Raw genomic sequence first — 25844 nt, 5'->3', positions numbered from 1 at the left:
ACAGGTGGTGGCGGGGTCGTCCGTGCCGGCGCTCGACGAGATGCCACATTGACCTCCCGTTGTGTCCGACCGGGCGGCGTCCGGAGGTGGTGCACCGGCATTCCGCGGTTCAGGTTCACCCGGATTCGATGTCACCGGGTTGGGTTACCGTGACGACGGTCCGGTCGGAAGGGAGCCGCGCATGGTGACGTCACCGGAGGTGGACCACGTTCCGGTGCTACGGGACCGCGCCGCCGCCGCCCGGCATCTCGCCCGGATCTGCTTCAAGACCGGTCCACCCACGTTCACCGGGGTCGAGCTGGAATGGACGGTCCACGACGCCGTCGATCCGGCCCGCCCCGTCGAGGCCGCGCGGCTGCGCGCCGCGCTGGGGCCGTACGGCCCCGCCACGCTGGACCCGACCAGCCCCGCCCTGCGCCTGCTGCGGGGCAGCGCACTGACCGTCGAGCCCGGTGGTCAGCTGGAGATCTCCACCCCGCCGAGAGCCCGCATCGCCGCACTGATCGAGGCCACCCAGTCCGACGTCGAACAGGCCGCCCGGCTGTTGGGTGCCGCCGGCCTGACCCTCGGCCGGGCCGGCATGGATCCGTACCGGCCACCCCGGCCCGTGATCGAGACCCCGCGCTACCGCGCCATGCGCCAGGTCTTCGACCGTCGGGGGCCGGACGGGCGGACAATGATGTACAGCACCGCCGGCCTGCAGATCTGCCTCGACGCGGGGCACCCCGAGCACCTGCTGGCCCGTTGGCAGCTGGTCCACGCGGCCGGGCCCCCGCTGCTCGCCGCCTTCGCCACCGCCGGCCGGCACGCCGGCCGCGACACCGGCTGGGCCTCGGCCCGGATGGGCGCCTGGTGGCGCATCGACCCCGCCCGGACGGCCCCGGTCTGGACGCCGGGGCGGGCCGGCACCGACCCGGTCGCCGCCTGGACGGCGTACGTGCTGGCCGCGCCGCTGCTCTGTGTCCGTGGCGACGGCCCGGACTGGGCGGCGCCACCGGACGTGACGTTCGCCGACTGGATCGACGGGGCGCTGCACCGGCCGCCCCACGTCGACGACCTCGAATACCACGTCAGCACGCTGTTCCCGCCGGTACGTCCGCGCGGCTACCTGGAGATCCGCTACCTCGACGCGCAGCCGGGTCGGGGCTGGATCCTGCCGTTGGCGGTGCTCAGCGCACTGCTCAGCGGCCCGGACACGATCACCGCGGCGATGGCGGTCGCCGCGCCGGTGGCCGACCGGTGGCACCACGCCGCGCGGTGGGGCCTGCGTGACGCGACCCTCGCCCGGGCGGCCGCGGGTCTGTTCGACCTGGCCCGGGCGGCGCTGCCGCGGCTGGACCTGCCGCCCGGCCTGCACCGGGAGATCGACCAGGGACTACGACGGCGGCGTGAGGCCGCGGAAAGGAGTCAGCGGTGACCGGCACCAGCACCGAACGCGGTACCGAGGAGTTACGCGACCTGATCGCGGCCGAACTGGCACGCACCCGCGTGCGTACCGCCCTGCTGACCGAGGCGGTGGACGACGCCGACCTGATGCGTCAGCACTCACCGTTGATGTCCCCGCTGGTGTGGGACCTGGCGCACGTGGGCAACCAGGAGGAGCTCTGGCTGGTCCGCGACGTCGGCGGGCGGGAGCCGGTCCGACGCGACATCGACGACCTCTACGACGCGTTCAAGCAGCCGCGCCGGGACCGTCCGTCGCTGCCGCTACTGCCCCCGACGGAGGCCCGGGCGTACGTGACCACGGTCCGGGAGAAGGTGTACGACCTGCTGGACCGGGTGACCTTCGACAGCGGACGACTGGTCACCGACGGCTTCGCCTTCGGCATGATCGTGCAGCACGAGCAGCAGCACGACGAGACCATGCTCGCCACCCACCAGCTGCGTTCCGGCCCCGCCGTGCTGCACGCCCCGCCGCCACCCGAGCCCACGGTGCGGGTGGCCGCCGAGGTGCTGGTGCCCGCCGGCCCGTTCGTGATGGGCACCGACGCCGACCCGTGGGCGCTGGACAACGAGCGCCCGGCCCACCGGGTGGAGTTGCCCGCGTACGTCATCGATGCCGCACCGGTCACCAACGGCGCGTACCGTGCGTTCATCGCCGACGGGGGATACGACGATCCCCGCTGGTGGAGCGAGGCCGGCTGGCGGCACCGCCAGCAGGCCGGGCTCAGCGCGCCGATGCACTGGCGACGCGACGGGGACGGCTGGGCGTACCAGCGTTTCGGCCGGTGGGACCGGGTACGTGACGACGAGCCGGTGGTGCACGTCTGCTTCCACGAGGCGCAGGCGTACGCCGCCTGGGCGGGCAAGCGACTACCCACCGAGGCGGAGTGGGAGAAGGCCGCCCGGTGGGACCCGACGACCGGCCGCTCCCGCCGTTACCCGTGGGGCGACGCCGACCCGACCTCGACGCACGCCAACCTGGGGCAGCGGCACCTGTCGCCGGCACCGGTGGGCGCGTACCCCGATGGTGCCTCCCCGCTCGGCGTGCACCAGCTCATCGGCGACGTATGGGAGTGGACCTCGACCCCCTTCCGGGGCTATCCAGGCTTCACCGCCTTCCCCTACCGGGAATACTCCGAGGTCTTCTTCGGCGACGACTACCAGGTCCTGCGGGGCGGTTCGTTCGGCACCGACCGGGCTGCCTGCCGCGGCACGTTCCGCAACTGGGACTATCCCATCCGCCGACAGATCTTCAGCGGCTTCCGCTGCGCCCGCGACCCCCGGCCGGACGAGGCACTCCGGTGAGGGCCTGGGAGCCGGTCGCCTGATGTGTCGACACCTGGCCTACCTCGGACCGCCGCTGACCCTGCGCGAGCTGCTGTTCGATCCGCCGTACTCGTTGCTGCGCCAGTCCTGGGCGCCACGCGACATGCGCGGCGGCGGAACGATCAACGCCGACGGCTTCGGCGTCGGGTGGTACCCGGACGGCGGCGGCGCGCCGGTGCGGTACCGCCGCGCCCAACCGATCTGGAGCGACCCGACCATCGCCGAGCTCGCGGCGGCCACCTCGACCGGCGCGGTGCTGGCCGCCGTCCGCTCGGCCACCGTCGGCATGGCGGTCATCGACGCCGCCGCCGCGCCGTTCGTCGCGGGACGGTGGCTGTTCAGTCACAACGGCGTGGTGCGGGGCTGGCCGGACTCGGTGGTCCCGCTCGCCGCCGAGCTGCCGGTGCGTGACCTGCTCACCCTCGACGCGACAACGGACTCGGCACTGCTGTGGGCGCTGGTCCGCCACCGGTTGCGCGCGGGGGTCGGGCCAGCTCGGGCGGTCGCCGAGACGGTGGCGTCGGTCGCGGCGGCGGCTCCCGGCTCCCGGCTCAACCTGATGCTCACCGACGGGCTCACGGTGGTCGCCAGCGCGGCCGGGCACGCCCTGTCACTGCGTGCCACGCCGACGTCGGTGTTGCTGGTGTCCGAGCCGCACGACGACGAACCGGGCTGGCGCGAGGTGCCCGAAGGCCAGCTCGTGGAGGCCACGGCGACCGAGGTGCGCCAGCAGCCGCTGGCGGCGTGGTGCGGGGCGTGACCGACCTCGCCGACTCCGGACCAGGCACGCACCGCCAGATACGACGGAAGGGGACAGCAGATGGGCGCTGAGCCGCTCGAGATCCACCTGGACGACCAGGATGTCGGCCGCAGCCTGCGAAGGGACGTACGGGTGGGGCTGACCGCGGCGGAGAAGTGGCTGCCGCCGAAGTGGTTCTACGACTCCCGGGGCAGCGAGCTCTTCGACGAGATCACCCGCCTGCCGGAGTACTACCCGACCCGGACCGAGCGGGCCGTCCTGGCCGAGGCGGCGGCGGAGATCGCCGAGTTGGCCGGCGCGAAGACCCTGATCGAGCTGGGTTCCGGCTCCTCGGAGAAGACCCGCCTGCTGTTGGACGCCTTCACCCGGCACGGTGGCCTCGGGTCGTTCGTGCCGCTGGACGTCTCGGTCAGCGCGCTGGCCGGGTCCACCGCCGCACTCGCCGCCGACTACCCGGGGCTGCGGGTACGTGGCATCGTCGGCGACTTCACCCGTCACCTGCACCATCTGCCCACCGGCGGGCGGCGTCTGGTCATCTTCCTCGGTGGCACCATCGGCAACCTGCTGCCGGTCGAACGGGCGGACTTCCTCGCCACCATGCGGGCCGCGCTGGAGGCGGGCGACTGGCTGCTGGTCGGTACCGACCTGGTCAAGGATCCGGCGGTGATCGTGCCCGCGTACGACGACGCGGCCGGGGTGACCGCGGAGTTCAACCGCAACGTGCTGTGGGTGCTCAACCGGGAACTCGGCGCCGACTTCGACCCGGCGGCGTTCGCCCATGTCGCGCTCTGGAACCCGGACCAGGAGTGGATCGAGATGCGGCTGCGGGCGGAACGACCCGTGCGGGTGCGGGTGCTCGATCTGGACGTCGATTTCGCCGCCGGTGAGGATCTGCGTACCGAGGTGTCGGCGAAGTTCCGCCCGGAGGGGATCGCGGGCGAACTGGCCGCGGCGGGATTTCGCACCGAGCGGTTCTGGACCGATCCGGGCGGCCTGTTCGGGGTGACCCTCGCCCGCGCCGAGTGAGCGGCGATCACCGTCCCGGCTGACCACCGACCGCCGGCCCGGGGTGCGACACGTCCCACCCCGGGCCCCGAGGGCCCGTCCGAGGACGATCGGCTAGGCTGGGCGCAGCGAAGGGGAGTAGCCCCCAACGTCGTGGTCGACATACTGGTGCGTCCCGCATCCGGCCCGACGGCCTCGCTTCCGGCGAGGCGGGCGAGACCTTCGACCCAGGCTGTTGCAGCCGGGTCGAGGGCGTCCCCACACCTCTTCCCGGCCTGATTCGGGAAGGACGTCATGGACGGGTTCCTCGCCGCGCTGGTTGTCAGCTTCGGCGTCATCTTCGTCGCCGAGCTGGGAGACAAGTCCCAGCTCATGGCCCTGGCCTTCGCCACCAGATACCGCACGGTGCCGGTGCTGGTCGGCATCACCGTCGCCACGGCCGTGGTGCACCTGGCCTCGGTGGCGATCGGCCACGGCCTCGGTGCCACCCTGCCGACCGGCTGGATCTCGCTGCTGGCGGGGGTGGCCTTCCTCGGCTTCGGCGCGTGGACGTTGCGCGGGGACACGCTCACCGAGGAGGAGAAACGACGGGCCGCCCGGGGCGGCAGATCAGCCGTGATCACCGTCGGCGTCGCGTTCTTCCTCGCCGAGCTGGGCGACAAGACGATGCTCGCGACGATCACGCTGGCCACCCAGTACGGCTGGTTCGGGACCTGGATCGGCTCGACGGTCGGCATGGTCGCCGCCGACGCGCTGGCCATCATCGCCGGCCGGCTGCTCGGTCGGAAACTACCGGAACGCACCATCAGGTACGGCGCCGCCACGCTCTTCGCCATCAGCGGCATCTGGTTGATCGTCGACGCGGTGCTGCAGTTGCGCTGAGCACCGCGCCCGTGCGTAGGCCCCCGGCGCCGACTACCCGGACACAGGCGGGGTAAGGCGCCGGGGTGGACGTCGAGGTGGTCCTCCGCCACGGCCACCACCTGCTGGTGACCGCGGTGGAACTCGTCGGCGCATTCGTCATCGTCGTCGGCGCGACGCTGTCCGCGTTGCGTTTCGTGGTGGACGGGCTGCGGCACCGCGACGCCGCCGTGTTCACCCGGATCCGGCTGTCCCTGGGACGCTTTCTCACCCTGGGCCTGGAGTTCCAACTTGCGGCGGACATCCTGCGTACCGCGTTGTCGCCGACCTTCACGCAGATCGGTCAACTCGCCGCCATCGCCGCCATCCGGACGGTTCTCAACTACGTGCTGGGCCGGGAGATCGAGCAGGAGCGGCAGCAGGTCGGCGAGCGGGGTGGGGACCGGTGAGGCAGGTCCTGTCGGCCGCCCTCACCCTGCTCGGCGTACTCGCGGCGGCGGTGGCGTTGCTGACCACCGGCTCCCGGTCGACGGCTCTGCGGGTGTTGCTGGACATGTTGCTCGCGGCCGGACTGCTGCGGCTGACCGGCGGGCAGTCCTGGACGGAGATCGCGGCCGTCGCGGCGATCGTGGCGTTGCGGCTGCTGCTGCGCGCCGCGCTGATCCACGACTTCCGGCGGCGGTCACCGCACGCCGGACGCCCGGCCGAGCGGGTCGGCCGGGCGTCCGGGTCGTGAGCGGCGCGGCGGTCAGCCGCCGGGCTTCTGGTAGACGTCCGGCACGCCGTCCTGGTTGAGGTCGACCTGCTCCTTGAGCGCGATGGCCCGGTAGACCTTGTTGCGCTGGCGCAACACCACCGTGGCCAGCAGCGCGGAGATCAGCGAACCGGCGAGCACGGCCGCCTTGACGTTGTCGCCCTCGATGGCGTCGGAGCCGAAGGCCAGCTCGCCGATGAGCAGCGACACGGTGAAGCCGATACCGGCCAGGAACGACACACCGACCAGATCCGACCAGGTGATGTCCTCGTCCAGGCTGGCCCGGGTGAACCGGGCCAGCAGCCAGGTCGAGCCGACGATGCCGACACACTTGCCGACGACGAGACCCAGCACGACACCGAGGACGATCGGGTCGGTCACCACCGCGCCCAGGTCGGCCCCGCGCAGCGAGACACCGGCGGCGAAGAACGCGAACACGGGTACGGCGAAGCCGGCCGAGATCGGCCGCCACACGTGCTCCAGGTGCTCGGCCAGGCCGGGCATCGGGCGACGGCCGTCGCCGCCCCCCTTGCCGGCGAGCACCGGCACGGTGAAGCCCAGCAGCACGCCGGCGACGGTGGCGTGCACCCCGGAGGAGTGCACCAGCGTCCAGGCGACCACCGCGAGCGGGATGAGCGCCCACCACCAGGTGCGGCGGCGCTGCACCAGCAGCCCGAACAGGGCGATCGGGACCAGAGCGCCGAGCAGCGGCAGCAGGTTGAAGTCGTCGGTGTAGAAGACGGCGATGATGGTGATGGCGAGCAGGTCGTCGACCACGGCCAGGGTGAGCAGGAAGGCACGCAGCCCCTGCGGCAGGTAGGCCCCGATCACGGCCAGCACCGCCAGCGCGAACGCGATGTCGGTGGCCGTGGGGATGGCCCAGCCGCGCAGCCCGTCGCCGCCGCCGACGACGTTGACCGCCACGTAGATCAGTGCCGGAAGCACCATGCCGCCGATCGCCGCGACCACCGGCAGCGCGGCCCGTCGTGGATCCCGCAGCTCACCGGCGACGAACTCGCGCTTCAGCTCCAGCCCGACCACGAAGAAGAAGATGGCCAGCAGGCCGTCGGCCGCCCAGTGGGCGAGGTCGAGGTCGAGGTGCCACGCCGCGCCGCCGGACCAGGGCACCCAGCGCCCCAGCTCGGCGTAGGCGTCGCCCCAGGGCGAGTTCGCCCAGACCAGCGCGATCACGGCGCCGAAGAGCAGCAGGCCACCGCCGACGGTCTCCATCCGGAGCACGTCGGCCACGAAGCGTGCCTCGGGCCAGGAGGTACGCGCGAAGAGGCGGCGCACGCCGCGGCGCTCAGGGCGTGGGGGCTGGTCGGTCATACGTGAGGTCCACCTCGTCGGTCTGAGGGCAGCACGGCATCATCGCCGACCAGGCTTCCCGGCACACCCGTGCAAGACCCTATCCAGTGCCGACGGCCGCCGCGAGCGGGGCGAACGCGACTCTTCCCACATCGGCGCGACGAGTCGCCCGAACCGCTCGACGAAGACATCGCATTTTTTCCGGGCCGAAGCGATTCCGACGGACCGCCGGTCCGGTTGGTCACTGCGGGCCCAAATCCCCACCAGGAAAATACCTAACTCCGGACATAAGCCGCATGAGCCGCTTTAATGGTTTCACGAGATTGAGTCGACCTTGGGGGTTTTCGTGAAGTTCTTTGGCGTTACCGGCCCGGTACGGAGGCCCGCCTGATGGACCTGTACCGCCAACTACGCCTCGTGCGCCGGCACTGGTGGATCGTCCTGGTCACCCTCATGGTGGCCCTGGGCGTGACCGCGCTGGTCACCGTGCGGGCCCAGCCCCGCTACGTCGCCTCGGTCACCTTCTTCGTCACCACGCCGAGCCAGGGTGTCACGGACGCCTACCAGGGCGGACTCTTCCTCCAGCAGCGGGTGAAGTCCTATGCCGAGCTGCTGACCAGTGACCGGTTGGCGCAGGCCGCGGTGGCCGACAGCCAGCTCGGGCTGACGGCCGAGGAGGTCCAGCGCCGGGTCAGCACCTCCACCGAGACCGGCACGGTGCTGCTGCGGGCGTCGGTGACCGACACCGACCAGACCCGGGCGTTGCGGGTGACCGAGGCACTCTCGGCGAAGTTCGTCGAGCTCGTGCAGAAGGTCGAGACCCGCCCGGACGGAAGCCCCGGGCCGATCAAGATCGAGATTGTCAGCGGGCCGCGGGTCACCCCGACGCCGGTGTCGCCGCAACCGGTCCGGAACACCGCCATCGGCGCCCTGCTGGGCCTGCTGGCCGGCGTCGGCCTGGCGATTCTGCGTGGCATGGCCGACGTGCGGCTGCGCGACGCGGCCGGTCTGCAGCGGGTGACCGGCAGTCCGCTGCTCGGCGAGATCCCGATCGACCCCAGCGCGCGCTCGGCCCCGCTGATCGTCGGTGACGCCGCCACCTCGGCGCGAGCCGAGGCGGTCCGCAAGCTCCGGACCAACCTGCGCTTCGTCGACGTGCACGAGCCGGCCCGGGTCATCGCGGTGACCAGCGCGCTCCAGGGGGAAGGCAAGACGACTCTGTCCTGCAACCTGGCGATCGCCCTGGCCGAGGCGGGGTGGCGGGTCCTGCTCGTCGATGCGGACCTGCGCCGCCCGAAGGTCGGGGACTACCTCGGTATCGACTCGGGGGTCGGGCTGACCGACGTGCTGGTCGGTGACGTGCAGGTGGGCGACGTGGTCCAGCGCTGGGGCGACAAGTCCCTGCTCGTGCTGCCCAGCGGTTCGGCCCCGCCCAACCCGAGCGAGCTGCTCGGTTCGAAGGCCATGTCGGATCTGCTGCTGGCCCTGCGCGAATCCGCCGACATCGTCGTCATCGACACCGCCCCGCTGCTCGCGGTCACCGACGGTGTGGTCGTCGCCGTGCAGGCCGACGGTGCGCTGCTGGTCACCCAGCAGGGCCGTACCTCCCGGGCCCAGGTGGCCGCGGCGGCCCGGGCCCTGCACTCGGTGTCGGTGCGACTGCTGGGCTGCGTGCTGAACATGGCCCGGGTGCCCAAGGCGGAGGCTTACCAGTACGAGGCCTACCGGGTGGTCGCCGCCGCGGCGGGTGGTCAGTCGGTGCCGACGGAGCGCGGCAGGACCGGCCGGCACGCCGAGCGGGCCCGCGTCGGCGAGGTGAGCGACCACACCCAGGAACTCACCCGGCTGTCCCGATGAGCGTGGCCAGGGGACGCAGTGCCCGGTCGATCTCCTCCGCGCAGCGGCGGAAGTCCTCCGGCGTGCCCCGCACGGGGTCGCCCAGGTCGTCTGCGTCCCCGGGGGCGGGCTGCAACCGTCCCCGGGCCAGGGCGGCGGCGGCCACCGCGGCCCGCACCGGATCGTCCTGCTCGTCCAGAGGCGGCTCGACGGCCGCGGCGAGCCGGCCGAACTGGCGCAGGGTGAACGTCCGGTGCAGCGCCGCCGGTGCCAGCGCGGTGCAGATGGAGCGCTGGCGCCGAGTGGCGGTCAGCACCAGCACCGCATCCGTGAGGTGTTCCGGCAGCAGCCGTCGGCTGCGGAACGACGTCGGGTCCGCGCCGGTCTCGGCGGCGATCTCCGCTGCGTACGGATGCATGGCCAGGCCGTCGAGGGCGTCGGTGCCGGCACTGGCGACCGTCACCGGTCGCCCGGCGAGCAGGCGACGCGCGGCGTATTCGGCCATCGGTGACCGGCACAGGTTGGCGTGGCAGACGAACAACACCCCGCTGAGCATGTGGCACCCCCTGGACGACGCGGTCGCGGGCGGTGGCACCGCGACGAGGAGCGGGCGCCGGTGGCGTCCGCCCGGTGAGGGGATGTCGAGATCGTACGCAGGCGTGACGCCCATGGCCCCCGGCGGCGCGCCGAACCGGGGCTCGGGGACGGTGGTGTGACGGTGCGAATCGGCATGCTGACGTACCACTTTCCGCCGGAGCCGGCGTTCATTCCCGGCAGTCTCGCCGAGGAACTGGCCGCGCGGGGTCACGAGGTGCGGGTGCTCACCGGCTTCCCCGACTATCCGGGCGGGCACGTCTACCCGGGCTGGCGGCAGCGCTGGCACCACGAGACCCGCAGCCGGGGGCTGACCGTACGCCGGGTGCCCAGGTACAGCACCGGCGACGCCACCGTGCGCGGCCGGATGGCCTCGTGGCTCTCGTTCGCCGGTAGCGCGGCACTGGTCGGGCGGCGGTTCCTGGCGGGTGTGGACGTGCTGTACGTGCATCAGCCGCCGGCCGCCGCGTTCGCGTCGGCGGCCCTGCTGCGCCTGCTCGGCCCCGTTCCACTGGTGTTGCACGTGCCCGACGTCTGGACCGAACAGGTGCCCGACGCCGTCGACGACGGTCGGTGGGCGGCCCGGGTCCGGGCGGCCACGCTGCGGACCTACCGGGCCGCCGGCCGGGTCGCGGTGACCACACCCTCGCTGCGGGACGCCGTCGTGACGGCCGGCGTCGAGCAGGCGCGGGTCCGGGTGGTGCTCAACTGGACCGACGAGCGGATCTTCCGCCCGGCCGAGGCCAGCCCGGCGGCGCGGCGGCTGATCCGCCGCGACGAGCGGTGCGTCGTGATGCACGCCGGCACCATCGGGGCGCGCCAAGGGCTGGACACGGCGGTACGGGCGGCGGCCGCGCTGGGCGAGACCGTGGACCTGGTCCTGGTGGGTTCGGGCTCCGAGGAGCGGCGGGTTCGGGGGCTCGCCGCCGAGCTGCGGGCCGACAACGTCCGGTTCGTGGACCGACGGTCTCCGCTGGACATGCCCGAGTTGTACGCCGCCGCCGACTACCAGTTGGTGATGGCGCGTGACCTACCGGAGTTGCGCAGCAGCGTGCCGGACAAGCTCCAGGCGGCCCTGTCCTGCGGTGCGCCGGTGGTCGCCTCGGCCGGTGAGGACACCGCCGCCCTGGTCGAACGGGCCAGGGCGGGGCTCTCCTGCCCTCCTGAGGACTGGGCCAGCCTGGCGGACCGGTTCTGGCTGGCGGCGCAGATACCCCCACCGGCCCGGGTCGAGATGGGCCGGCGTGGCCGGGAGGCGTACCTGCGGGAGATGTCTCTGCCGGCGGGCGTGGATCGAATCGAGGAACTGCTGCGCGAGGCGGCGAGCGCGGACACGCGGCGCAACGCGAATGCCGAGCGAACTTCTCATATCGCCTGATCGCGTCATTAGCACACCCATTTCACCGTTAGGTGTTAAGAACATTATGACCTTCTGTCCGTTTTCGGAATGGAGTTGATGTGACGGAGAGCGAGAGCCCACGCCGGCGGCGCAGCCGTTCCCGCCGTCGTCGGCGCGCCCGACTGCGTCGCATCCTGCTCACCACGCTGGTGATCGGCTCGCTGGTGCTGGGCCTCGTCGGCTGGGTCGGCTTCCGGGGGTGGCAGGCCCGTGCCCACCTGGTCAACGCCGCCGGCCTGGCCAGCGAACTGAGCGCCCATCTGGTCGGCGGTGACACCGCACGCGCCCAACGCACCCTCTCGGCGTTGCAGGAGCAGGCCCGGGCGGCGCGGCGAGCCACCGGTGATCCCGGTTGGTGGCTCGGCCGGCAGGCGCCGGTGGCCGGAGCGAACCTCACCGCGATCCGGCAGATCGCCGTCACCATCGACGACCTCGCCCGTCAGGCGTTCCCGGCGCTGCTCCGCGTCGACCTGGGCGGCCTGGTGCCGCAGGAGGGGCGCCTCGACCTGACCGGCCTGCGCGCCGTCACCGACGACCTGGTCGCGGTGGACGCGACGGTGCAGCGCACCCGCGCGGAGTTGGCCGAGGTCCCCGACGACCGGCTGGTGGGACAGGTCCGGCGGGCCCTGGAAGACCTGCGCGGCGAGATCGACCGGCTTGCCGCGATGACGTCGGCGGCCGACCGGGCCAGCCGCCTGCTGCCGCCGCTGCTCGGCGTCGACGGGGCGCGGAAGTACCTGCTGGTGTCACAGAACCCGGCGGAGCTGCGGTCGACCGGCGGCATGTTCGGCGCGTACGCCGTCATCGAGGCGAACAAGGGCCGGGTGAAGATGGGCGCGCAGGGCAGCAGTTCCAGCCTCGGCCGGTTCGTCGAGCCGCTGAAGATTCCGGCCGAGTGGCGCTCTCTCTGGGGAGAACTGCCCGGCATCTACCCGGCGGACGTCAACCTCAGCCCGCACTTCCCGACCGCCGCCGCGCTGTACCGGGAGATGTACCGGCGGCGCAGTGGGGTGACCGTTGACGGTGTCCTCGCCGTCGACCCCGTGGTGTTGTCGTACCTGCTCAAAGCCACCGGCCCGGTCCGGGTGCCGGGCGGGGTGTCGCTCAGTGCCGAGAACGCGGTGCGGACCCTGCTCAACGACACCTACCAGCGGATGGATCCGCGCGAGCAGGACGCCTTCTTCGCGGCCGCGGCTGCAACGGTGTTCGACACCCTTTTCGCGAGGAACGTCCACCCGAATGGGTTGTTGTCCGCATTTGACCGCTCTATACGGGAACGTCGGATACTGTTCTGGAGTGCCCGACCGGAGGAACAGCGGACGTTCGGCGACAGCCGGATGGCCGGGACGCTTCCGGAACAGGACAGCGTGCCGACGGTCGGCGTGTTCCTCAACGACGGCAGCGGCGCGAAGCTCGGCTACTACCTCCGGCAGACCGCCGATCTGACGGTCGGCGACTGCCACGCTGACGGCCGCCGCGAGCTGAACCTCCGGGTGACGCTCCGGTCCACCGCACCAGCCTCAGGGCTCAGCGAGTCCGTCCTCGGCCTGGGCCGGGCCGGGGATCCGTACACCGTCCGCACGCTGGTGTCGGTGTACGGGCCGACCGGCGGGGCGGTGCTCGACACCCGCGTCGACGGTGCCGAGACCTCGGTGGGCAACGGCACCGAACGGCGGCGGCAGGTCGCCACCGTCAACGTCGAGATCGGCCCGGGCGGGACCCGCACGTTGGAGGTCTCGCTGCTGACCGGCAAGACGGACAGCGGAGCGGCCGAGCTGTGGCTGACCCCGACCGCCACCCCATGGACCACCCAAGTTGTTACCGCACCAAGCTGTTCTCAGTAGGAGGGAACGAACCATGCGGCTATCCCGCATCATCATGGCGCTCACGGTCGGTCTGGCCGTGGTGGCCGTGCCGGCTGCGGCGGGGGCGGCGCAACCGCAGCCGCAGCCGTCGCCAACAGTCACCGATCCGCCCCAGCCACCGCCCTATACGCCGGTGCTGGCGTCGCTGACGGTGAACCGACCCACCATCTTCCTCGGAGAGACGGTCATCCTCACCGGCCGCAACTTCGGGCCGAACGAGACGGTGGACATCGTGGTCTCGGTGACGCCGCTGGCCGCTCCGGCCGCCGGCACGGCCCGCCGTGGCGACGGCAGCGTCGTCGCCATGACGCCGGTGGCCTTCCAGGCCAGCGCGCCGTTGAGCTTCACCGCCCGGACCAACTCGGAGGGCGTCTTCACCCGGCGGTACACGCCGTCGGTGACCGGGCTGCTCACCTTCACCGCGACCGGCCGGGAGTCCGGTCGGACCGCGTCGACCCAGTTGCGGGTGCTACCCAAGAAGAAGCCGCACCTGCCGGTCACCGGTAGCAGCCTGGGCACGCCGATGAAGGTCGGTGGCGGGCTCGTCGCGACCGGTGCCGTCCTGCTGCTCGGCACGGTGCTGTGGCGGCGTCGCGGCCGCTTCGGTGCGGGTGGCGCGCACTGATCCAGCACTCCGGGCAGGGCCCGGAACAGAACCGCGGTACCGGTGCTCGCCGTTCCCTCCGGCGGGCACCGGTACCCGTTTCCTACACCAGGCCGTGCGCCAGCATCGCCTCGGCGACCCGGCGGAACCCGTTGATGTTCGCCCCGGCCACGTAGTCACCGGGCAGGCCGTACTCCTCCGCGGTGGCCCAGCAGCGCGCGTGGATGTCCCGGATGGTCTCCCGCAGCCGCTGCTCCGACTCCGCGAACGTCCACGACTCGCGGCTGGCGTTCTGCTGCATCTCCAGGGCGCTGACCGCCACGCCGCCGGCGTTGGCCGCCTTGCCGGGCGCGAACCGCACGCCGGCCCGGCCGAGGATGCGCACCGCCTCCGGCGTGGTGGGCATGTTCGCCCCCTCCACCACCACGGCGCAGCCGCCGGCCACCAGCTGCGCGGCCTCGGCGCCGCCGATCTCATTCTGGGTGGCGCACGGCAGGGCCAGGTCGCACGGCACCTCCCAGGGCGTACGGCCGGCCACGGTGACCGCGTGCGGCACCTCCAGCACGTAGTCGGCGAGCCGGCCGCGACGGCGCTCCTTCAGCTCCCGCACCACGTCCAGGTCGATGCCCTTCTCGTCGAGCACGTAGCCGGTCGAGTCGGAGCAGGCGACAACCGTGCCACCGAGCTGGTGGACCTTCTCGATGGCGTGGATCGCCACGTTGCCGGAGCCGGAGACCACCACCCGCTTGCCGTCCAGGCCGTCCCCGGTCTGCCTCAGCATCTCCTCGGCGAAGAACACCGCCCCGTAGCCGGTGGCCTCGGTGCGCGCCTGCGCGCCGCCGTACGACAGGCCCTTGCCGGTCAGTACGCCCGACTCGTACCGATTGGTGATCCGCTTGTACTGGCCGAACAGGTAGCCGATCTCCCGGCCGCCCACCCCGATGTCGCCGGCCGGCACGTCCGTCTGCGCCCCGATGTGCCGGTGCAGCTCGGTCATGAAGCTCTGGCAGAAGCGCATCACCTCGCGGTCCGTACGCCCCTTGGGGTCGAAGTCGGCGCCGCCCTTGCCGGCGCCGATCGGCAGCCCGGTGAGCGCGTTCTTGAAGATCTGCTCGAAACCGAGGAACTTGACGATGCCCAGGTACACCGAGGGGTGGAAGCGCAAGCCACCCTTGAACGGGCCGAGGGCACTGTTGAACTCCACCCGGAAACCACGGTTCACCCGGATCCGACCCCGGTCGTCCTCCCAGGGCACCCGGAAGATGATCTGCCGTTCCGGCTCGCAGATCCGCTCGATGATCCGGGCCTCCGCGTACTCGGGATGACGGGCCAGCGCCGGGCCGATGCTCTCCAACACCTCCCGTACGGCCTGGTGGAACTCGGGCTCACCCGGGTTACGGGCGACCACACTGGCGAACACCGACTCGACCGTCTCCGGCATCACCGACACGTCCCTTCCGGTCCAGACCCGGCGCCGTTGCCGGACCTCGGCGGCGCGGTGCGCCGACCGCCCCCGAATACGGTTCGTCACCGCCGTCCGGTTCACCGGCGGTTCGTGGAGCAGCTCAGCGGCGGTTCGACGCCGGGTCGGGTGATCCGTCCCGCCCGCTGGTGCGTACCCCTGAGCAGGGGACCGTGAAAGGGGAGACCGATGGCCGGATCGGGGCAGGACGAACAGGGTCGAACACGCTCCGGGCCGGCACCGGTGCCGCCGACCTCGGCGCCACCGACGACGCCCGACGGTGCCGGGGAAGCAGCGCCGGACCAACCGCCCTGGTCGCCGGGGGCCCGGTTGCTGGTGGCCGCCGCGGTGCTGGTGCTGGGCCTCGGGGCCGTCGCCGTCGTGGTGATCCTCTCCGACCCCCACCGGCTCGGCCGGGTCTTCTCCGGCGGCGCACCGGACCCGATGGCCACCGCGACGGCACTGCCGGATGGCGCCAGCGGTCTGGGCGGCGCGGCACGGGCTGCGCAGGAGAGCCCCGAGGAGGTGGAGACCGCACCGTTGGACGGCCGGCGACGTGCCGCCTTCGAACTGGTCGATGGGGTGGCCCGCTACGACCTGCGGGTGACCGAGCTGGGGGAGGAGCTGTACCGCATCATCAGCCCTGCCGGGTCGGTCGTGCGGCCACGTCCCGAACTGGTCGGCGACGAGGTGTCGCTGCGGCTGGATCGGAGCGGCGAGGAACCGGGCACGGTCGAGGTGTTGCTGAACGCCCGGGTCGCCTGGGACGTACGCCTCACCGGCGGGGCCGCCGAGCGGCGGATCGACCTCACCGCCGCCCGACTGTCCGGTCTGGAACTGGCCGGTGGGGCGACCCGGACCGATCTCAGGTTGCCCAACGTCGACGGACCGCTCGTGGTGCGGGTGACCGGTGGCGTCAACCAGTTCGACGTCACGGTCGCCGGCAGCGTGCCGGTACGCGTCCGGGCCGGCTCCGGTGCCGGGGCCGTCGAGGTGTACGGCGAGCGCCGCGACGGCCTCGCCCCGGGTACGGTGCTCGGCTCACCGGGCTGGGACCGGGCCGCCGAACGGATCTTCCTGGACCTGGTCGCGGGCGCGAACGTGGTGACCGTACGCGGCGGCTGAGCGGCCCTCGGGGGGTCCACCTGCCGCCGGCCGGGCGCGGACGGCCGGCGGGCGTAGAGTCGGATCGTGGAGCGTACCGAGGCGATGCCCGCCGAGACCCGACCGCCCGGCGTGGCGACGGTCGATCCCGGCAGTGTCCTGCTGCCCGGGCACGACGTGCCGCTGGGCCGTTACACCACCGTGCGGCGGCTGCTGCCGCAGCGCAGCCGCCGGCTGGTCGGTGCGTGGTGCTTCGTCGACCATTTCGGCCCCGACGACGTGGCGCACCGACCCGGCATGGAGGTGCCGCCGCATCCGCACACCGGTCTGCAGACCGTGACCTGGCTGCTCGACGGCGAGATCCTGCACCGCGACAGCCTCGGCAACGCGCAGCCGATCCGGCCCGGCCAACTCAACGTGATGACCTCGGGCCACGGCATCGCGCACTCCGAACGTTCACCGGCCGAGCACCCGCCCCTGATGCACGGGGTGCAGTTGTGGGTCGCGCTGCCGGACGAGGCCCGGTCCGGCGCGCCGGACTTCACCCACCATGCCGAGCTGCCCCGATGGCGCGACGGCGACCTGGACGTCACCCTGCTGGTCGGGGAACTTGCCGGCGAACGCTCACCGGCCCGGGTACACACCCCGCTGCTCGGCGCGCAACTGGAGTTGGCCGGCGCGGCGACGGTCGGGCTGCCGCTGCGCCGCGACTTCGAGTACGCACTGCTCGCCCTCGACGGCTCCGGCGAGGTCGACGGCGTGCCGTTGGCGCCCGGGGCGCTGCTCTGGCTGGGCGCCGGGCGGGACGCGGTGCGCCTGCGCGGCGAGCCGGGCAGCCGGTTGATGCTGCTCGGCGGCACGCCCTTCGAGGAGCCGCTGGTGATGTGGTGGAACTTCGTCGGCCGCAGCCACGAGGAGATCGTCGACGCCCGGGAGGACTGGATGGCCGGGCGACGGTTCGGGGTCGTCGCCGACGACCCGGACCCGCCGCTGCCCGCCCCGGCGCTGCCCACCGTCCGGCTCAAGGCCCGCGACCGCTCCGGCGGCTTCCACGACTAGTGAGCGGGGGCACGGGTAACAGCCGCCCATGCCCACCATGGTCTCCACCATCGAGGACAGGAAGCGGATGGCGCGCCGGCTGGTCGGCGGCGGCCGCGGCTTCGCCGAGCAGTACGGGTTCCGGGTCACCAACAACCCGTCCAGCCTGTTCCAGTTGCTCTGCCTCGCGGTCCTGCTGGCCCGTCGGGGCGATTTCCGGCGCGCCCTGGACGGCGCGCACGCGCTCTCCGACGCGGGCTGGGACAGCGCCGCCCGGCTGTCCGGGTCGGCGCGCCCGGACCGGGTCAAAACACTGCGTGACAGCGGCCAGCGTGGTGACGTCGACGCGCTGGCCGACCTGCTGGGTGAACTGGCCCGCACGGTCGTCGAACGGTACCGGGGTGACCTGCGACGGCTGCGCTCGGCGGGGCACCGCGACCCGGTCCGTGAGCGGGAACTGCTCACCGCCCTGCCGGGGGTCGACAACCAGGTCGCGGACCTGTTCCTGCGTGAGGTGCAGGCGCTGTGGCGGGAGGTTGCCCCGGTGGCCGACCGGCGGGCGCTGACGGCGGCGCGCCGGCTCGGGTTGGGTCGGTCGGCCGAGGATCTCGCCGGGCTGGCCGGCGGTCGCGAGTCGGAGCGGCTCGCCTGGCTGGTCGGTGCGCTCGCCCGGGTCGACCTGGAGGGGCGATACGCGGAGCTGGCGCGATGAAGCCCTTTGTCGGTGCCCACTGTCCGTTCGGCTGATGGCGTGCGGTATGCTGACCGCAGTAACAGCAGCCCACCCGGTTCGGGTGGCTGTCGTCGCCTGGTGGTCGCGCTCCGGTTCGGGCGCACCGCTGCCAGCGCAGGCGGTTACGCAGGGGCGCTCCCGGCCGCGGTTCGTGGCCGGGGCGCCCCCCTGTTTCAGCAGCCGGCCGGCTCGCCCGGTCGACGGCGGGCCGGCCGCGCCGGTCAGATGCTGCGCAGGTGCTGCGACACCCGCTGGTGACGCTTGTCGCGTCCCTGCGGGCCGCGCTGCGCGTCGGTGATCTCAGGGGCCGCGTCGATGCCGGCCGAGCGCGCCACCTGGTTGCCGTTGGCGTAGTCCACCGGAGGCAGGGCGCGCAGGGCCTTCAGCACGTCCGGCGGTGCTCCCTCACGCTCGGCCTCGCGTACCACCTCGTCCTTCCCGGCGGGATAGTCCAGGCTGGACAGGTAATGCAGGACATCGGCGTAACTCGCCATGGTGTCGGCTCCTCCCGGGCTTCGATCCGGCCACGACCGGGCGCGGATACCCACCCGGACGCCGCTCACGCGCCGAGCCCGCCGGAAACCGGCCGCCGTTTCCCTGCCGATCGGGCGGGTAAGCGCCGGCCGGAGGGGTACGCGATGAACTACGACACCTTCGTCGAGCAGGTCGCCCGGCGCACCGCCACATCCCCGTCGCGGGCGGTGGAGCTGATCCGGGCGACCCTGGAGACGCTGGCCGAGCGACTGACCGGTGGCGAGGTGCTGGACCTCGCCGTGCAACTGCCCGCCCCGCTGCGGCTGCCGCTGCGCCCGACGCCGGACACCGAGGCGGCGGAGCGGTTCGGCGCGCCCGAGTTCGTCGCCCGGGTGGCGCTACGCGCCGGGGTCGAGGAGCCGGCCGCCCGGGACACGATCCGCGCGGTCTTCACCACCGTGCGGGAGGCGGTGACCGGCGGCGAGTTCGACGAACTCGTGGTCCAACTGCCGCGCGACTACCGCGACATGGTCGAGCCGGCCCTCGCGCCCGGCGCGACCCTGCGTCAACGCTGAGCCACTCCCTCGGCCCGCGCTCAGGCGACCGACCCGGTGGCCCGCAGCCGCTCGATCCGATCGTGGTCGAAGCCGGCCTCGGCGAGAATCTCGTCGGTGTGCTCGCCCGGCCAGGGCGGCGGCCGCCGGACCGAGGTCGGGGTCGCCGAGAACCGGGGGGCCGGCGCCGGCTGGACGACACCGTCGCGGAGCACGAACGTCTCCCGGGCGGCCAGATGCGGATGCTCCGGCGCCTCCCGCCAGTCCAGGACCGGTGCGGCACAGGCGTCGGAGGCGGTGAGCAGAGCCGCCCACTCGTCGCGGGTCCGGGTGCGGAACAGCCGCGCCCAGGCGGCCCGCAACGCCGGCCAGTTCGCCGGATCGGTCCGGTCGACCGGCTCGTCCGGTGCAAGCGGGAAGCCGGTGAGCCGGACCAGTTCGTCGTAGAAGCGTGGCTCCAGCGCCCCGACGGCGAGGTACCGCCCGTCGGCGCACTCGTAGGTGTCGTAGAACGGCGCGCCGCCGTCGAGCAGGTTGACTCCGCGCGGGTCCTGCCACATGCCGAGCCGGCGTAGCGCGTGGATCTGGGTGCTGAGCACCGCCACCCCGTCCACGATGGCCGCGTCGACCACCTGACCGGCCGCGCCGCCGCGTACCGCGTACAGCGCGGAGACGACACCCAGGGCGAGCATCATGCCGCCGCCGCCGAAGTCGCCGAGCAGGTTCAGCGGCGGCACCGGGGGCTGACCGGAGCGGCCGATGCCGTGCAGCGCTCCGGTCAGCGCCAGGTAGCCGATGTCGTGCCCGGCGTGCGGCGCGTTCGGGCCGTCCTGACCCCATCCGGTCATCCGGCCGTAGACCAGCGCCGGGTTGACCGCGTGGCAGTCGGCCGGTCCGACACCGAGTCGCTCGGTGACGCCGGGCCGGAACCCCTCGACGAGAACGTGTGCCTCAGCGACCAGGGCCAGCACCACGTCCCGCCCGTCGGCGGACTTCAGGTCGACGCCGATGGACCGGCGACCCCGGTTGAGCAGGTCGGGATGCGGGGTGCCGAAGGCTGTGGCGTCCACCTCGGTCGCCCGGTCGACCCGGATCACGTCGGCGCCGAGGTCCGCCAGCATCATCGCGGCGAACGGGCCGGGGCCGATCCCGGCCAGTTCCACCACTCGTACGCCGGTCAACGGGCCGGCCACCAGGTCTGCGGTCACCGGGCCACGATAGGCGCTCACGTCCGGCCCGGCCCGTCACCCACGTGAGGGAAGCCACCCCGGGGCGGGCAACGCCCCGCGTGGCGGGTGGAAATCGGCTGTCCTAACCTTGTCAGCACGAGGGGAGTACTTCCCACGAACCATGCCGGTCAGTACGGCGCGCCCGGAGCGCGCCTCGGGTGGTTGCCCACGAAACGTGGGTGAAGGAGACCTCGAACATGACACGGTGTTCGAGGAGGCCCCCATGTCCGAATTGTCGCTCGCGGCTGAGCTGCAGACCATCGGCACGCCCTCGCTCTGGGCGATCACCATCGCCGGGGTCATCGCCCTGCTGGTGCTCGACTTCGTGGTCACACGTCGCCCGCACGAGGTGTCACTCAAGGAAGCGCTGGGCTGGTCCGCCTTCTACATAGCCCTGCCCCTGGCCTTCGGCGCCTGGGTCTGGTCCCAGTACGGGCGGCAGGAGGGCGTCGACTATCTCGCGGGTTACCTCGTCGAGAAGTCGCTGTCGGTCGACAACCTCTTCGTCTTCATGCTGCTGCTGGCCGCCTTCGCGGTGCCGACCGTGCTGGCCCAGCGGGTGCTGCTGTTCGGCATCACCGGAGCGTTGGTGCTGCGCGGCATCTTCATCGCCCTCGGCGCGGCCGCCCTGCAGACCCTGGACTTCGCCTTCCTGATCTTCGCGCTGATCCTGCTGTTCACCGCGGCCAAGCTGCTCCGCGACGCGTTCACCGGGCACGAGCAGTCGGTCGACATCGGCACCATGCGTTCGGTGCGTCTGCTGCGCCGCTTCATGCCGGTGGTCCACGAGTACCACGGCACGAAGATGACGGTACGGGTCGACGGACGTCGGGCGCTCACCCCGCTCGCGCTGGTGGTGGTGGCGGTGCTCGCCACCGACGTGGTCTTCGCCGTCGACTCGGTGCCGGCCGTGTACGGCATCACCGAGGACCCGTACCTCGTCTTCGCCACCAACGCCTTCGCCCTGCTCGGCCTGCGGGCGCTGTACTTCGTGCTGCACGCGGCGCTGAGCCGTCTGGTCCACCTCACCTACGGTCTGGCGATCATCCTGGCCTTCATCGGTGTCAAGCTCGGCCTGCACTGGGCGCACGGCATCTGGGAGGGCGTGCCGTTGATCCCCACCGAGATCTCCCTCGGGGTCATCGTCGTGGTGCTGACCGTGGTCACCATCACCAGCCTGCGGGCGACCCGCAACGTGGTGCCGGGCTCCAAGGAAGTCGTCACCGAGCGGAAGTGACCGGCGCCGGTCCGGGTGACTTCCCACCCGGGCCGGTCGAACGGATCCGCCCGGCGCCGGGGCGTGGTAGGACTGAGCGGTGGGTATCGTCACACCCGGCTTCCAGGGCCGCCCCCGCGCCGAGGCGCCGGATCTGCCCCCCGGCCAGTATCTGACCCCGGACTTTCCCGTGCTCTCCGCCGGCCCGACTCCACGGGTGCCGCGGGACCAGTGGGAGTTCGTCATCAGCACCGAGACCGGCACGGAGTACCGGTGGAGCTGGGACGAGATGATGGCGCTGCCGCAGGAGACCCCGACCGTCGACATCCACTGCGTGACCCGGTGGTCGAAGCTCGGCACCACCTGGCGCGGCGTCTCGCTGGACACCCTGCTCGAGGGCGTGGAAACGGCGGCCGACTACGCCCTGGCCCACTCCTACGGCGGGTACACCACCAACCTCCCGCTGGAGGACCTGCGCGACGGGCAGGCCTGGCTGGTGCACACCTACGACGGTGACGACCTGCCGGCCGAGCACGGCGGCCCGGCCCGGCTGCTCGTGCCCCATCTCTACTTCTGGAAGTCCGCCAAGTGGGTGCGCGGCATCCACCTCACCGTCGAGGACACTCCGGGTTTCTGGGAGACCGCCGGCTACCACGACTACGGCGACCCGTGGCGTGAGCAGCGGTACCAGGGCGATTGAGCGGCCGGATGCGGTGGCGCGAGGCCCGGTTGGTGGAGCACCGGGTCGAGACGCCTTCCGCGCGGACCCTGGTACTGGATGTGCCGGGCTGGCCGGCGCACCTGCCCGGCCAGCATGTCGACATCCGGCTGACCGCGCCCGACGGGTACCAGGCCGCCCGGTCGTACTCGCTGGCCGCGCCGGCCGACGGCGACCGGATCGAGGTGTCCGTCCAGCGGGTGTCCGACGGCGAGGTGTCGCCGTTCCTGGTCGACGCCTACCACGAGGGTGATCCGGTCGAGGTGCGCGGCCCGATCGGCGGCTGGTTCGTCTGGCGGCCGCAGCAGACCGACCCGGTGCTGCTGGTCGCGGGCGGGTCGGGGGTGGTGCCGTTGATGGCCATGATCAGGGCCCGGCGGGCGGCCGGGAGCCGGGCCCCGTTCCGGCTGATCTACTCCGTCCGTACGCCCGACGACGCCTTCTACACCGACGAACTGCGGCGCCGGGTACGCGACGACGCCGGTCTCGACGTGGCCCACGTGTACACCCGGCGGGCGCCCGAGGGATGGCGCGGCGAGCCGCACCGGCTCGGCCTCGCCGACATCAACACCCACGGCTGGCCGCCCGAGCTGGAGCCGCTGGTGTACGTGTGCGGACCCACCGGTTTCGTGGAGACCGTCTCCGACCTTCTCGTCGGGCTGGGCCATCCGGCACGGCGGGTACGCACCGAACGTTTCGGCCCGACCGGTTGAGAGGAGGCCGCGGATGACCGCGTTGCCCTACGTGGACGGCAACATGCTCGACGGCCCGATGGGGGAGGTGTTCGCCGTCGATCTGAGCAGCGCCACGGCCCGGTGCGCCCACTGCGGCACCTCCGGCCCGGTGGCCGGGCTGCGGGTCTACTCGCACGCCCCCGGCCTGGTGGGCCGCTGCCCCACCTGCGTCGAGGTGATGGTGCGCCTGGTCCGCGCGCCCGACCGCGCCTGGCTGGACCTGCGCGGCACCACCTTCCTCCAGTTCGCCATGCCACCCGACCGCCCCCGCTAGCCCCCCGCGATCTTGCACTTTCGGTCGCCACTTTGTCGCCTTTGTGCCGGTTGGCTCCGACGAAAAGTGCAAGATCGACGGGGTGGGGGGACGTTTGTCGGCGCGTACGACGGGAACCGGGCCGGAATGACGAAGCCTCGTGTGGTGATCGTGGGGGCCGGGTTCGCCGGTTACCACGCGGCGAAGACGTTGAGCCGGTTGGCCCGCGACCGAGCCGAGATCGTCCTGCTGAACTCGACGGACTACTTCCTCTACCTTCCCCTGCTGCCGGAGGTGGCGGCGGGGGTGGTGGAGCCGGGCCGGATCGCGGTGCCGCTGGCCGGCACGCTGGACGGCGTCCGGATCGTGATCGGTGAGGCGGACGGTGTCGACCTGCAGAACCGGTGGGTCGGCTTCACCCAGCCGGAGGGCGACCGCAACCGGCTGGCGTACGACCGGTTGGTCCTGGCTGTGGGCAGCGTGAACAAGCTGCTGCCCATCCCCGGGGTGACCGAGTACGCGCACGGCTTCCGCGGCCTGCCCGAGGCGCTCTACCTGCACGACCACGTGGTGCGGCAGATCGAGCTGGCCGAGCAGGCCGAGGATCCGGCCGAGCAGCAGGCCCGGGCCACCTTCGTGGTGGTGGGTGCCGGCTACACCGGTACCGAGGTCGCCGCGCACGGCATCCTGTTCACCGACGAGCTGGCCGCCCAGCATCCCCGGCTCAAGATCCGTCCGAGGTGGATGCTGCTGGACGTCGCCCCGCGCGTGCTGCCGGAACTGGATCGACGGATGTCCACCACCGCGGACCGGGTGTTGCGTCGGCGCGGCGTGGATGTGCGGATGGGCACGTCGGTGGCGGTCGCCACCTCCGACGGCGTCAAGCTCACCGACGGCGAGTACGTGCCCACCTGTTCCCTGATCTGGTGCGTCGGCGTACGGCCCGACCCCTTCGTGGCGGAACTGGGCCTGCGGACCGAGAAGGGGCGGTTGGTCGTCGACGAGTACCTCAACGTCCCCGGGTTCCCCGAGGTGTACGCCTGCGGCGATGCCGCCGCGGTGCCCGACCTGACCCGTCCCGGTGAGATCTGCACGATGACCGCCCAGCACGCCCAGCGGCAGGGCAAGTTGGCCGCGCACAACATCGCCGCCTCGTACGGGCAGGGGCGCCGCCGACCGTACAAGCACCACGACCTCGGTTGGGTGGTCGACCTGGGCGGCAAGCAGGCCGCGGCGAACCCGCTCAAGGTGCCGATGTCCGGCCTGCCGGCCAAGGCGGTCACCCGTGGCTACCACCTGCTCGCGATGCCCGGCAACCGGGCGCGGGTGAGCGCCGACTGGCTCCTCGACGCGGCACTGCCCCGGTCGGCGGCACAGCTCGGACTGATCTCCGCCACCGCCGTACCGCTGGAAAGCTCGTCACCCGAGATGCCGGTGCGGGCCCGCTGACCCGGCGTCCGACCCGCGCCCCGGCGGGCGGTCGGGGGCGGTGCGACCGCCCCCGACCGTCCGTGGTGCGGGTGCTCCGGGTGCTCAGCCGGCCATTCCGGCGCCGGCCTCGTCGATGGCGTCGTCGACCGCGTGTGCCAGGTCGATGTCCATCGCGGTCACCGTTCCCGCGTTGCCGGAGGTCACGGTCAGCACGGCGGTCGTCGGGTCGGACCGGCCTATCCGTGGCCCGCGGCCGGTCTGCTCGCGGAGCAGATCGAGCCGGTCCAGCACCCGGTCGAGGTTGCCCGGTGGCAGCTCCAGGGTGCGCGACAACGCGGTGCCGTCACCGAACCAGTAGGGCAGGTCGGCCAGCGCCGCACGCAGTTCGGCCTCCGACAGCGCGGGTGTGGCGCCACGCACGCCGACCACGCCGCCGCCGGCCTCCGGCGGGTTCAGCAGTTCCCGCAGTTCGTCCGGCACGTGCAGCGATTCGACCAGGTCACGGTCGTGCGCGGCAAGCGCGGCGAGTGTCGCCTCGGCCTGGTAGCGCGCCTGCTCGGGGGTGCGACCACTGATCCTGCCCACCTCGGACAGAAAGCCGCCGAGATCCTGGCGCCGCTCGATGCCGTCCACCGGCACCACGTCGTGCAGTGATGCGGGTACGGCCTCCAGCAGGCGGCGTCGTTCGCCGGCCTCCAGGGCCCACGCCAGGACGAGCACCGTCGATTCGACACCGACCTTGGCCGTACGGAAGTCGACGCCGCTGCGGCGTACGACGTCCTCCACCAGGTCGCGGTAGCCCACCGTGGCTGTCCCCGGCAGCCCCGGACCCGGCTCGGAGCGCGGCCGGGGGGTCTCCGGGACGCCGGCCGGCGGGGGAGCGGGACCACCGCGCGTGGCGTCAGGTTTGTGGCGGTTCCCGGCCGGCGGCGGGCCGGCCCGCTTGTTCTGGTCGAGGTGGGTGAGCTGCTTTGACGCGCTCAGGCTGGCGCCGGTGTCGGCGGCCCGCATGCCCCGCTCCCGGGCCTGACGGGCCAGTGCCCGGCGGCGCTGGTTGTCGCCCTCCATCTGCTTGCGCATGGTGACACCTCGCTTCCGCTGCTGCTTGTCCGACTTCGTCGATGCCTTCCCGCCGCCGCCAGG

General features: G+C 72.5%; 26 protein-coding genes. 20 read left to right on the top strand and 6 right to left on the bottom strand.

Going from position 1 to position 25844, the window contains the following annotated elements; all coding sequences use genetic code 11:
- Nucleotides 1-181 precede the first annotated feature (181 nt).
- The 7 genes from egtA to SM447_RS16675 all read left to right on the top strand — a co-directional run bounded on the left by egtA (nucleotide 182) and on the right by SM447_RS16675 (nucleotide 6131).
- Nucleotides 182-1417, top strand: coding sequence for an ergothioneine biosynthesis glutamate--cysteine ligase EgtA (egtA, locus tag SM447_RS16705; RefSeq protein ID WP_474573727.1), 1236 nt, complete (start codon nucleotides 182-184; stop codon nucleotides 1415-1417).
- The gene (egtB, locus tag SM447_RS16700; RefSeq protein WP_474573726.1) at nucleotides 1414-2748 is read left to right on the top strand and encodes an ergothioneine biosynthesis protein EgtB; all 1335 of its coding nucleotides are present in this window, start codon (nucleotides 1414-1416) and stop codon (nucleotides 2746-2748) included. Before egtA ends, egtB begins: the two co-directional genes overlap by 4 nt.
- Nucleotides 2749-2770: 22 nt before the next feature.
- Entirely contained in the window at nucleotides 2771-3529 is a 759-nt protein-coding gene (gene egtC, locus SM447_RS16695) for an ergothioneine biosynthesis protein EgtC (protein ID WP_474573725.1), read from the top strand.
- A gap of 60 nt (nucleotides 3530-3589) precedes the next feature.
- Nucleotides 3590-4555 (top strand): L-histidine N(alpha)-methyltransferase, encoded by a 966-nt coding sequence (gene egtD, locus SM447_RS16690; protein WP_474573724.1) that lies wholly within the window; start codon nucleotides 3590-3592, stop codon nucleotides 4553-4555.
- A 273-nt stretch (nucleotides 4556-4828) separates the two neighbouring features.
- On the top strand, nucleotides 4829-5416 hold the full coding sequence (locus SM447_RS16685) for a TMEM165/GDT1 family protein (RefSeq protein ID WP_474573723.1): 588 nt from the start codon (nucleotides 4829-4831) through the stop codon (nucleotides 5414-5416).
- Nucleotides 5417-5481: 65 nt separating this feature from the next.
- Nucleotides 5482-5844, top strand: coding sequence for a DUF1622 domain-containing protein (locus tag SM447_RS16680; protein WP_474573722.1), 363 nt, complete (start codon nucleotides 5482-5484; stop codon nucleotides 5842-5844).
- Nucleotides 5841-6131 (top strand): hypothetical protein, encoded by a 291-nt coding sequence (locus tag SM447_RS16675; RefSeq protein ID WP_474573721.1) that lies wholly within the window; start codon nucleotides 5841-5843, stop codon nucleotides 6129-6131. Before SM447_RS16680 ends, SM447_RS16675 begins: the two co-directional genes overlap by 4 nt.
- A 12-nt stretch (nucleotides 6132-6143) precedes the next feature.
- Here the strand turns inward: SM447_RS16675 and nhaA are convergent, their stop codons facing one another.
- A complete protein-coding gene (nhaA, locus tag SM447_RS16670) occupies nucleotides 6144-7478 on the bottom strand; it encodes a Na+/H+ antiporter NhaA (protein WP_474573720.1) in 1335 nt (444 codons plus the stop codon).
- Nucleotides 7479-7847: 369 nt separating this feature from the next.
- On the opposite strand from nhaA, the gene SM447_RS16665 reads away from it, so the two are divergent.
- Entirely contained in the window at nucleotides 7848-9314 is a 1467-nt protein-coding gene (locus SM447_RS16665; RefSeq protein WP_474573719.1) for a tyrosine-protein kinase domain-containing protein, read from the top strand.
- Here SM447_RS16665 and SM447_RS16660 read toward each other — a convergent pair.
- On the bottom strand, nucleotides 9295-9849 hold the full coding sequence (locus SM447_RS16660; RefSeq protein ID WP_474573718.1) for an arsenate reductase/protein-tyrosine-phosphatase family protein: 555 nt from the start codon (nucleotides 9847-9849) through the stop codon (nucleotides 9295-9297). The genes SM447_RS16665 and SM447_RS16660 overlap by 20 nt on opposite strands.
- Nucleotides 9850-10011: 162 nt before the next feature.
- Between SM447_RS16660 and SM447_RS16655 the strand changes: the two genes are divergently transcribed.
- From SM447_RS16655 to SM447_RS16645, 3 genes are all read left to right on the top strand, one after another.
- Nucleotides 10012-11265: a glycosyltransferase family 4 protein gene (locus SM447_RS16655; protein WP_474573932.1), complete on the top strand. Its 1254-nt coding sequence runs from the start codon at nucleotides 10012-10014 to the stop codon at nucleotides 11263-11265.
- An 80-nt stretch (nucleotides 11266-11345) separates the two neighbouring features.
- The gene (locus SM447_RS16650) at nucleotides 11346-13130 is read left to right on the top strand and encodes a DUF4012 domain-containing protein (RefSeq protein WP_474573717.1); all 1785 of its coding nucleotides are present in this window, start codon (nucleotides 11346-11348) and stop codon (nucleotides 13128-13130) included.
- 13 nt (nucleotides 13131-13143) lie between these two features.
- Nucleotides 13144-13776 carry a hypothetical protein gene (locus SM447_RS16645; RefSeq protein ID WP_474573716.1) on the top strand — a complete coding sequence of 211 codons (633 nt, stop codon included), beginning with the start codon at nucleotides 13144-13146 and terminating at the stop codon, nucleotides 13774-13776.
- Nucleotides 13777-13858: 82 nt separating this feature from the next.
- Here SM447_RS16645 and gdhA read toward each other — a convergent pair whose 3' ends face one another.
- Nucleotides 13859-15286, bottom strand: a complete 1428-nt coding sequence (gdhA, locus tag SM447_RS16640) for an NADP-specific glutamate dehydrogenase (RefSeq protein WP_474573715.1) — start codon at nucleotides 15284-15286, stop codon at nucleotides 13859-13861.
- A 120-nt stretch (nucleotides 15287-15406) separates the two neighbouring features.
- Between gdhA and SM447_RS16635 the strand changes: the two genes are divergently transcribed.
- From SM447_RS16635 to SM447_RS16625, 3 genes are all read left to right on the top strand, one after another.
- Nucleotides 15407-16342: a hypothetical protein gene (locus SM447_RS16635; RefSeq protein WP_474573714.1), complete on the top strand. Its 936-nt coding sequence runs from the start codon at nucleotides 15407-15409 to the stop codon at nucleotides 16340-16342.
- 66 nt (nucleotides 16343-16408) lie between these two features.
- Nucleotides 16409-17380 carry a pirin family protein gene (locus SM447_RS16630; protein ID WP_474573713.1) on the top strand — a complete coding sequence of 324 codons (972 nt, stop codon included), beginning with the start codon at nucleotides 16409-16411 and terminating at the stop codon, nucleotides 17378-17380.
- A 37-nt stretch (nucleotides 17381-17417) separates the two neighbouring features.
- Nucleotides 17418-18071, top strand: coding sequence for a hypothetical protein (locus tag SM447_RS16625; protein ID WP_474573931.1), 654 nt, complete (start codon nucleotides 17418-17420; stop codon nucleotides 18069-18071).
- A 242-nt stretch (nucleotides 18072-18313) separates the two neighbouring features.
- Here the strand turns inward: SM447_RS16625 and SM447_RS16620 are convergent, their stop codons facing one another.
- Complete coding sequence (locus SM447_RS16620) at nucleotides 18314-18586, bottom strand: DUF2795 domain-containing protein (RefSeq protein WP_474573712.1); 273 nt, start codon at nucleotides 18584-18586, stop codon at nucleotides 18314-18316.
- A 144-nt stretch (nucleotides 18587-18730) separates the two neighbouring features.
- On the opposite strand from SM447_RS16620, the gene SM447_RS16615 reads away from it, so the two are divergent.
- Nucleotides 18731-19141 (top strand): DUF2267 domain-containing protein, encoded by a 411-nt coding sequence (locus SM447_RS16615; protein ID WP_474573711.1) that lies wholly within the window; start codon nucleotides 18731-18733, stop codon nucleotides 19139-19141.
- Nucleotides 19142-19161: 20 nt separating this feature from the next.
- Here SM447_RS16615 and SM447_RS16610 read toward each other — a convergent pair whose 3' ends face one another.
- The gene (locus SM447_RS16610) at nucleotides 19162-20328 is read right to left on the bottom strand and encodes a CaiB/BaiF CoA transferase family protein (RefSeq protein WP_474573710.1); all 1167 of its coding nucleotides are present in this window, start codon (nucleotides 20326-20328) and stop codon (nucleotides 19162-19164) included.
- Between the two features lie 244 nt (nucleotides 20329-20572).
- On the opposite strand from SM447_RS16610, the gene SM447_RS16605 reads away from it, so the two are divergent.
- The 5 genes from SM447_RS16605 to SM447_RS16585 all read left to right on the top strand — a co-directional run bounded on the left by SM447_RS16605 (nucleotide 20573) and on the right by SM447_RS16585 (nucleotide 24719).
- Nucleotides 20573-21586: a TerC/Alx family metal homeostasis membrane protein gene (locus SM447_RS16605; RefSeq protein ID WP_474573709.1), complete on the top strand. Its 1014-nt coding sequence runs from the start codon at nucleotides 20573-20575 to the stop codon at nucleotides 21584-21586.
- 79 nt (nucleotides 21587-21665) lie between these two features.
- On the top strand, nucleotides 21666-22265 hold the full coding sequence (locus SM447_RS16600; protein WP_474573708.1) for a sulfite oxidase-like oxidoreductase: 600 nt from the start codon (nucleotides 21666-21668) through the stop codon (nucleotides 22263-22265).
- 8 nt (nucleotides 22266-22273) lie between these two features.
- Complete coding sequence (locus tag SM447_RS16595) at nucleotides 22274-22996, top strand: ferredoxin reductase (protein ID WP_474573707.1); 723 nt, start codon at nucleotides 22274-22276, stop codon at nucleotides 22994-22996.
- 13 nt (nucleotides 22997-23009) lie between these two features.
- Nucleotides 23010-23291: a DUF6510 family protein gene (locus tag SM447_RS16590; RefSeq protein ID WP_474573706.1), complete on the top strand. Its 282-nt coding sequence runs from the start codon at nucleotides 23010-23012 to the stop codon at nucleotides 23289-23291.
- A gap of 126 nt (nucleotides 23292-23417) precedes the next feature.
- The gene (locus SM447_RS16585) at nucleotides 23418-24719 is read left to right on the top strand and encodes an NAD(P)/FAD-dependent oxidoreductase (RefSeq protein WP_474573705.1); all 1302 of its coding nucleotides are present in this window, start codon (nucleotides 23418-23420) and stop codon (nucleotides 24717-24719) included.
- A gap of 84 nt (nucleotides 24720-24803) precedes the next feature.
- Here SM447_RS16585 and SM447_RS16580 read toward each other — a convergent pair whose 3' ends face one another.
- Entirely contained in the window at nucleotides 24804-25781 is a 978-nt protein-coding gene (locus SM447_RS16580; protein ID WP_474573704.1) for a 4a-hydroxytetrahydrobiopterin dehydratase, read from the bottom strand.
- Nucleotides 25782-25844: the final 63 nt, after the last annotated feature.

Source organism: Micromonospora aridisoli, assembly GCF_056150025.1.
The sequence above is the reverse complement of the archived record's forward strand: the minus strand, read 5'-3'. Positions and strand labels throughout refer to the sequence as shown.

What these genes read in the sequence shown, in the direction of transcription:
- egtC (WP_474573725.1), top strand. Translation starts at nt 2,771, where the DNA reads ATGTGTCGACACCTGGCCTACCTCGGACCGCCGCTGACCCTGCGCGAG.
- SM447_RS16645 (WP_474573716.1), top strand. Translation starts at nt 13,144, where the DNA reads ATGCGGCTATCCCGCATCATCATGGCGCTCACGGTCGGTCTGGCCGTG.
- egtA (WP_474573727.1), top strand. Translation starts at nt 182, where the DNA reads ATGGTGACGTCACCGGAGGTGGACCACGTTCCGGTGCTACGGGACCGC.
- egtD (WP_474573724.1), top strand. Translation starts at nt 3,590, where the DNA reads ATGGGCGCTGAGCCGCTCGAGATCCACCTGGACGACCAGGATGTCGGC.
- SM447_RS16585 (WP_474573705.1), top strand. Translation starts at nt 23,418, where the DNA reads ATGACGAAGCCTCGTGTGGTGATCGTGGGGGCCGGGTTCGCCGGTTAC.
- SM447_RS16590 (WP_474573706.1), top strand. Translation starts at nt 23,010, where the DNA reads ATGACCGCGTTGCCCTACGTGGACGGCAACATGCTCGACGGCCCGATG.
- SM447_RS16615 (WP_474573711.1), top strand. Translation starts at nt 18,731, where the DNA reads ATGAACTACGACACCTTCGTCGAGCAGGTCGCCCGGCGCACCGCCACA.
- SM447_RS16580 (WP_474573704.1), bottom strand. Translation starts at nt 25,781, where the DNA reads ATGCGCAAGCAGATGGAGGGCGACAACCAGCGCCGCCGGGCACTGGCC.
- nhaA (WP_474573720.1), bottom strand. Translation starts at nt 7,478, where the DNA reads ATGACCGACCAGCCCCCACGCCCTGAGCGCCGCGGCGTGCGCCGCCTC.
- SM447_RS16685 (WP_474573723.1), top strand. Translation starts at nt 4,829, where the DNA reads ATGGACGGGTTCCTCGCCGCGCTGGTTGTCAGCTTCGGCGTCATCTTC.
- SM447_RS16635 (WP_474573714.1), top strand. Translation starts at nt 15,407, where the DNA reads ATGGCCGGATCGGGGCAGGACGAACAGGGTCGAACACGCTCCGGGCCG.
- SM447_RS16660 (WP_474573718.1), bottom strand. Translation starts at nt 9,849, where the DNA reads ATGCTCAGCGGGGTGTTGTTCGTCTGCCACGCCAACCTGTGCCGGTCA.
- SM447_RS16595 (WP_474573707.1), top strand. Translation starts at nt 22,274, where the DNA reads ATGCGGTGGCGCGAGGCCCGGTTGGTGGAGCACCGGGTCGAGACGCCT.
- SM447_RS16625 (WP_474573931.1), top strand. Translation starts at nt 17,418, where the DNA reads ATGGTCTCCACCATCGAGGACAGGAAGCGGATGGCGCGCCGGCTGGTC.
- SM447_RS16665 (WP_474573719.1), top strand. Translation starts at nt 7,848, where the DNA reads ATGGACCTGTACCGCCAACTACGCCTCGTGCGCCGGCACTGGTGGATC.
- SM447_RS16620 (WP_474573712.1), bottom strand. Translation starts at nt 18,586, where the DNA reads ATGGCGAGTTACGCCGATGTCCTGCATTACCTGTCCAGCCTGGACTAT.
- SM447_RS16605 (WP_474573709.1), top strand. Translation starts at nt 20,573, where the DNA reads ATGTCCGAATTGTCGCTCGCGGCTGAGCTGCAGACCATCGGCACGCCC.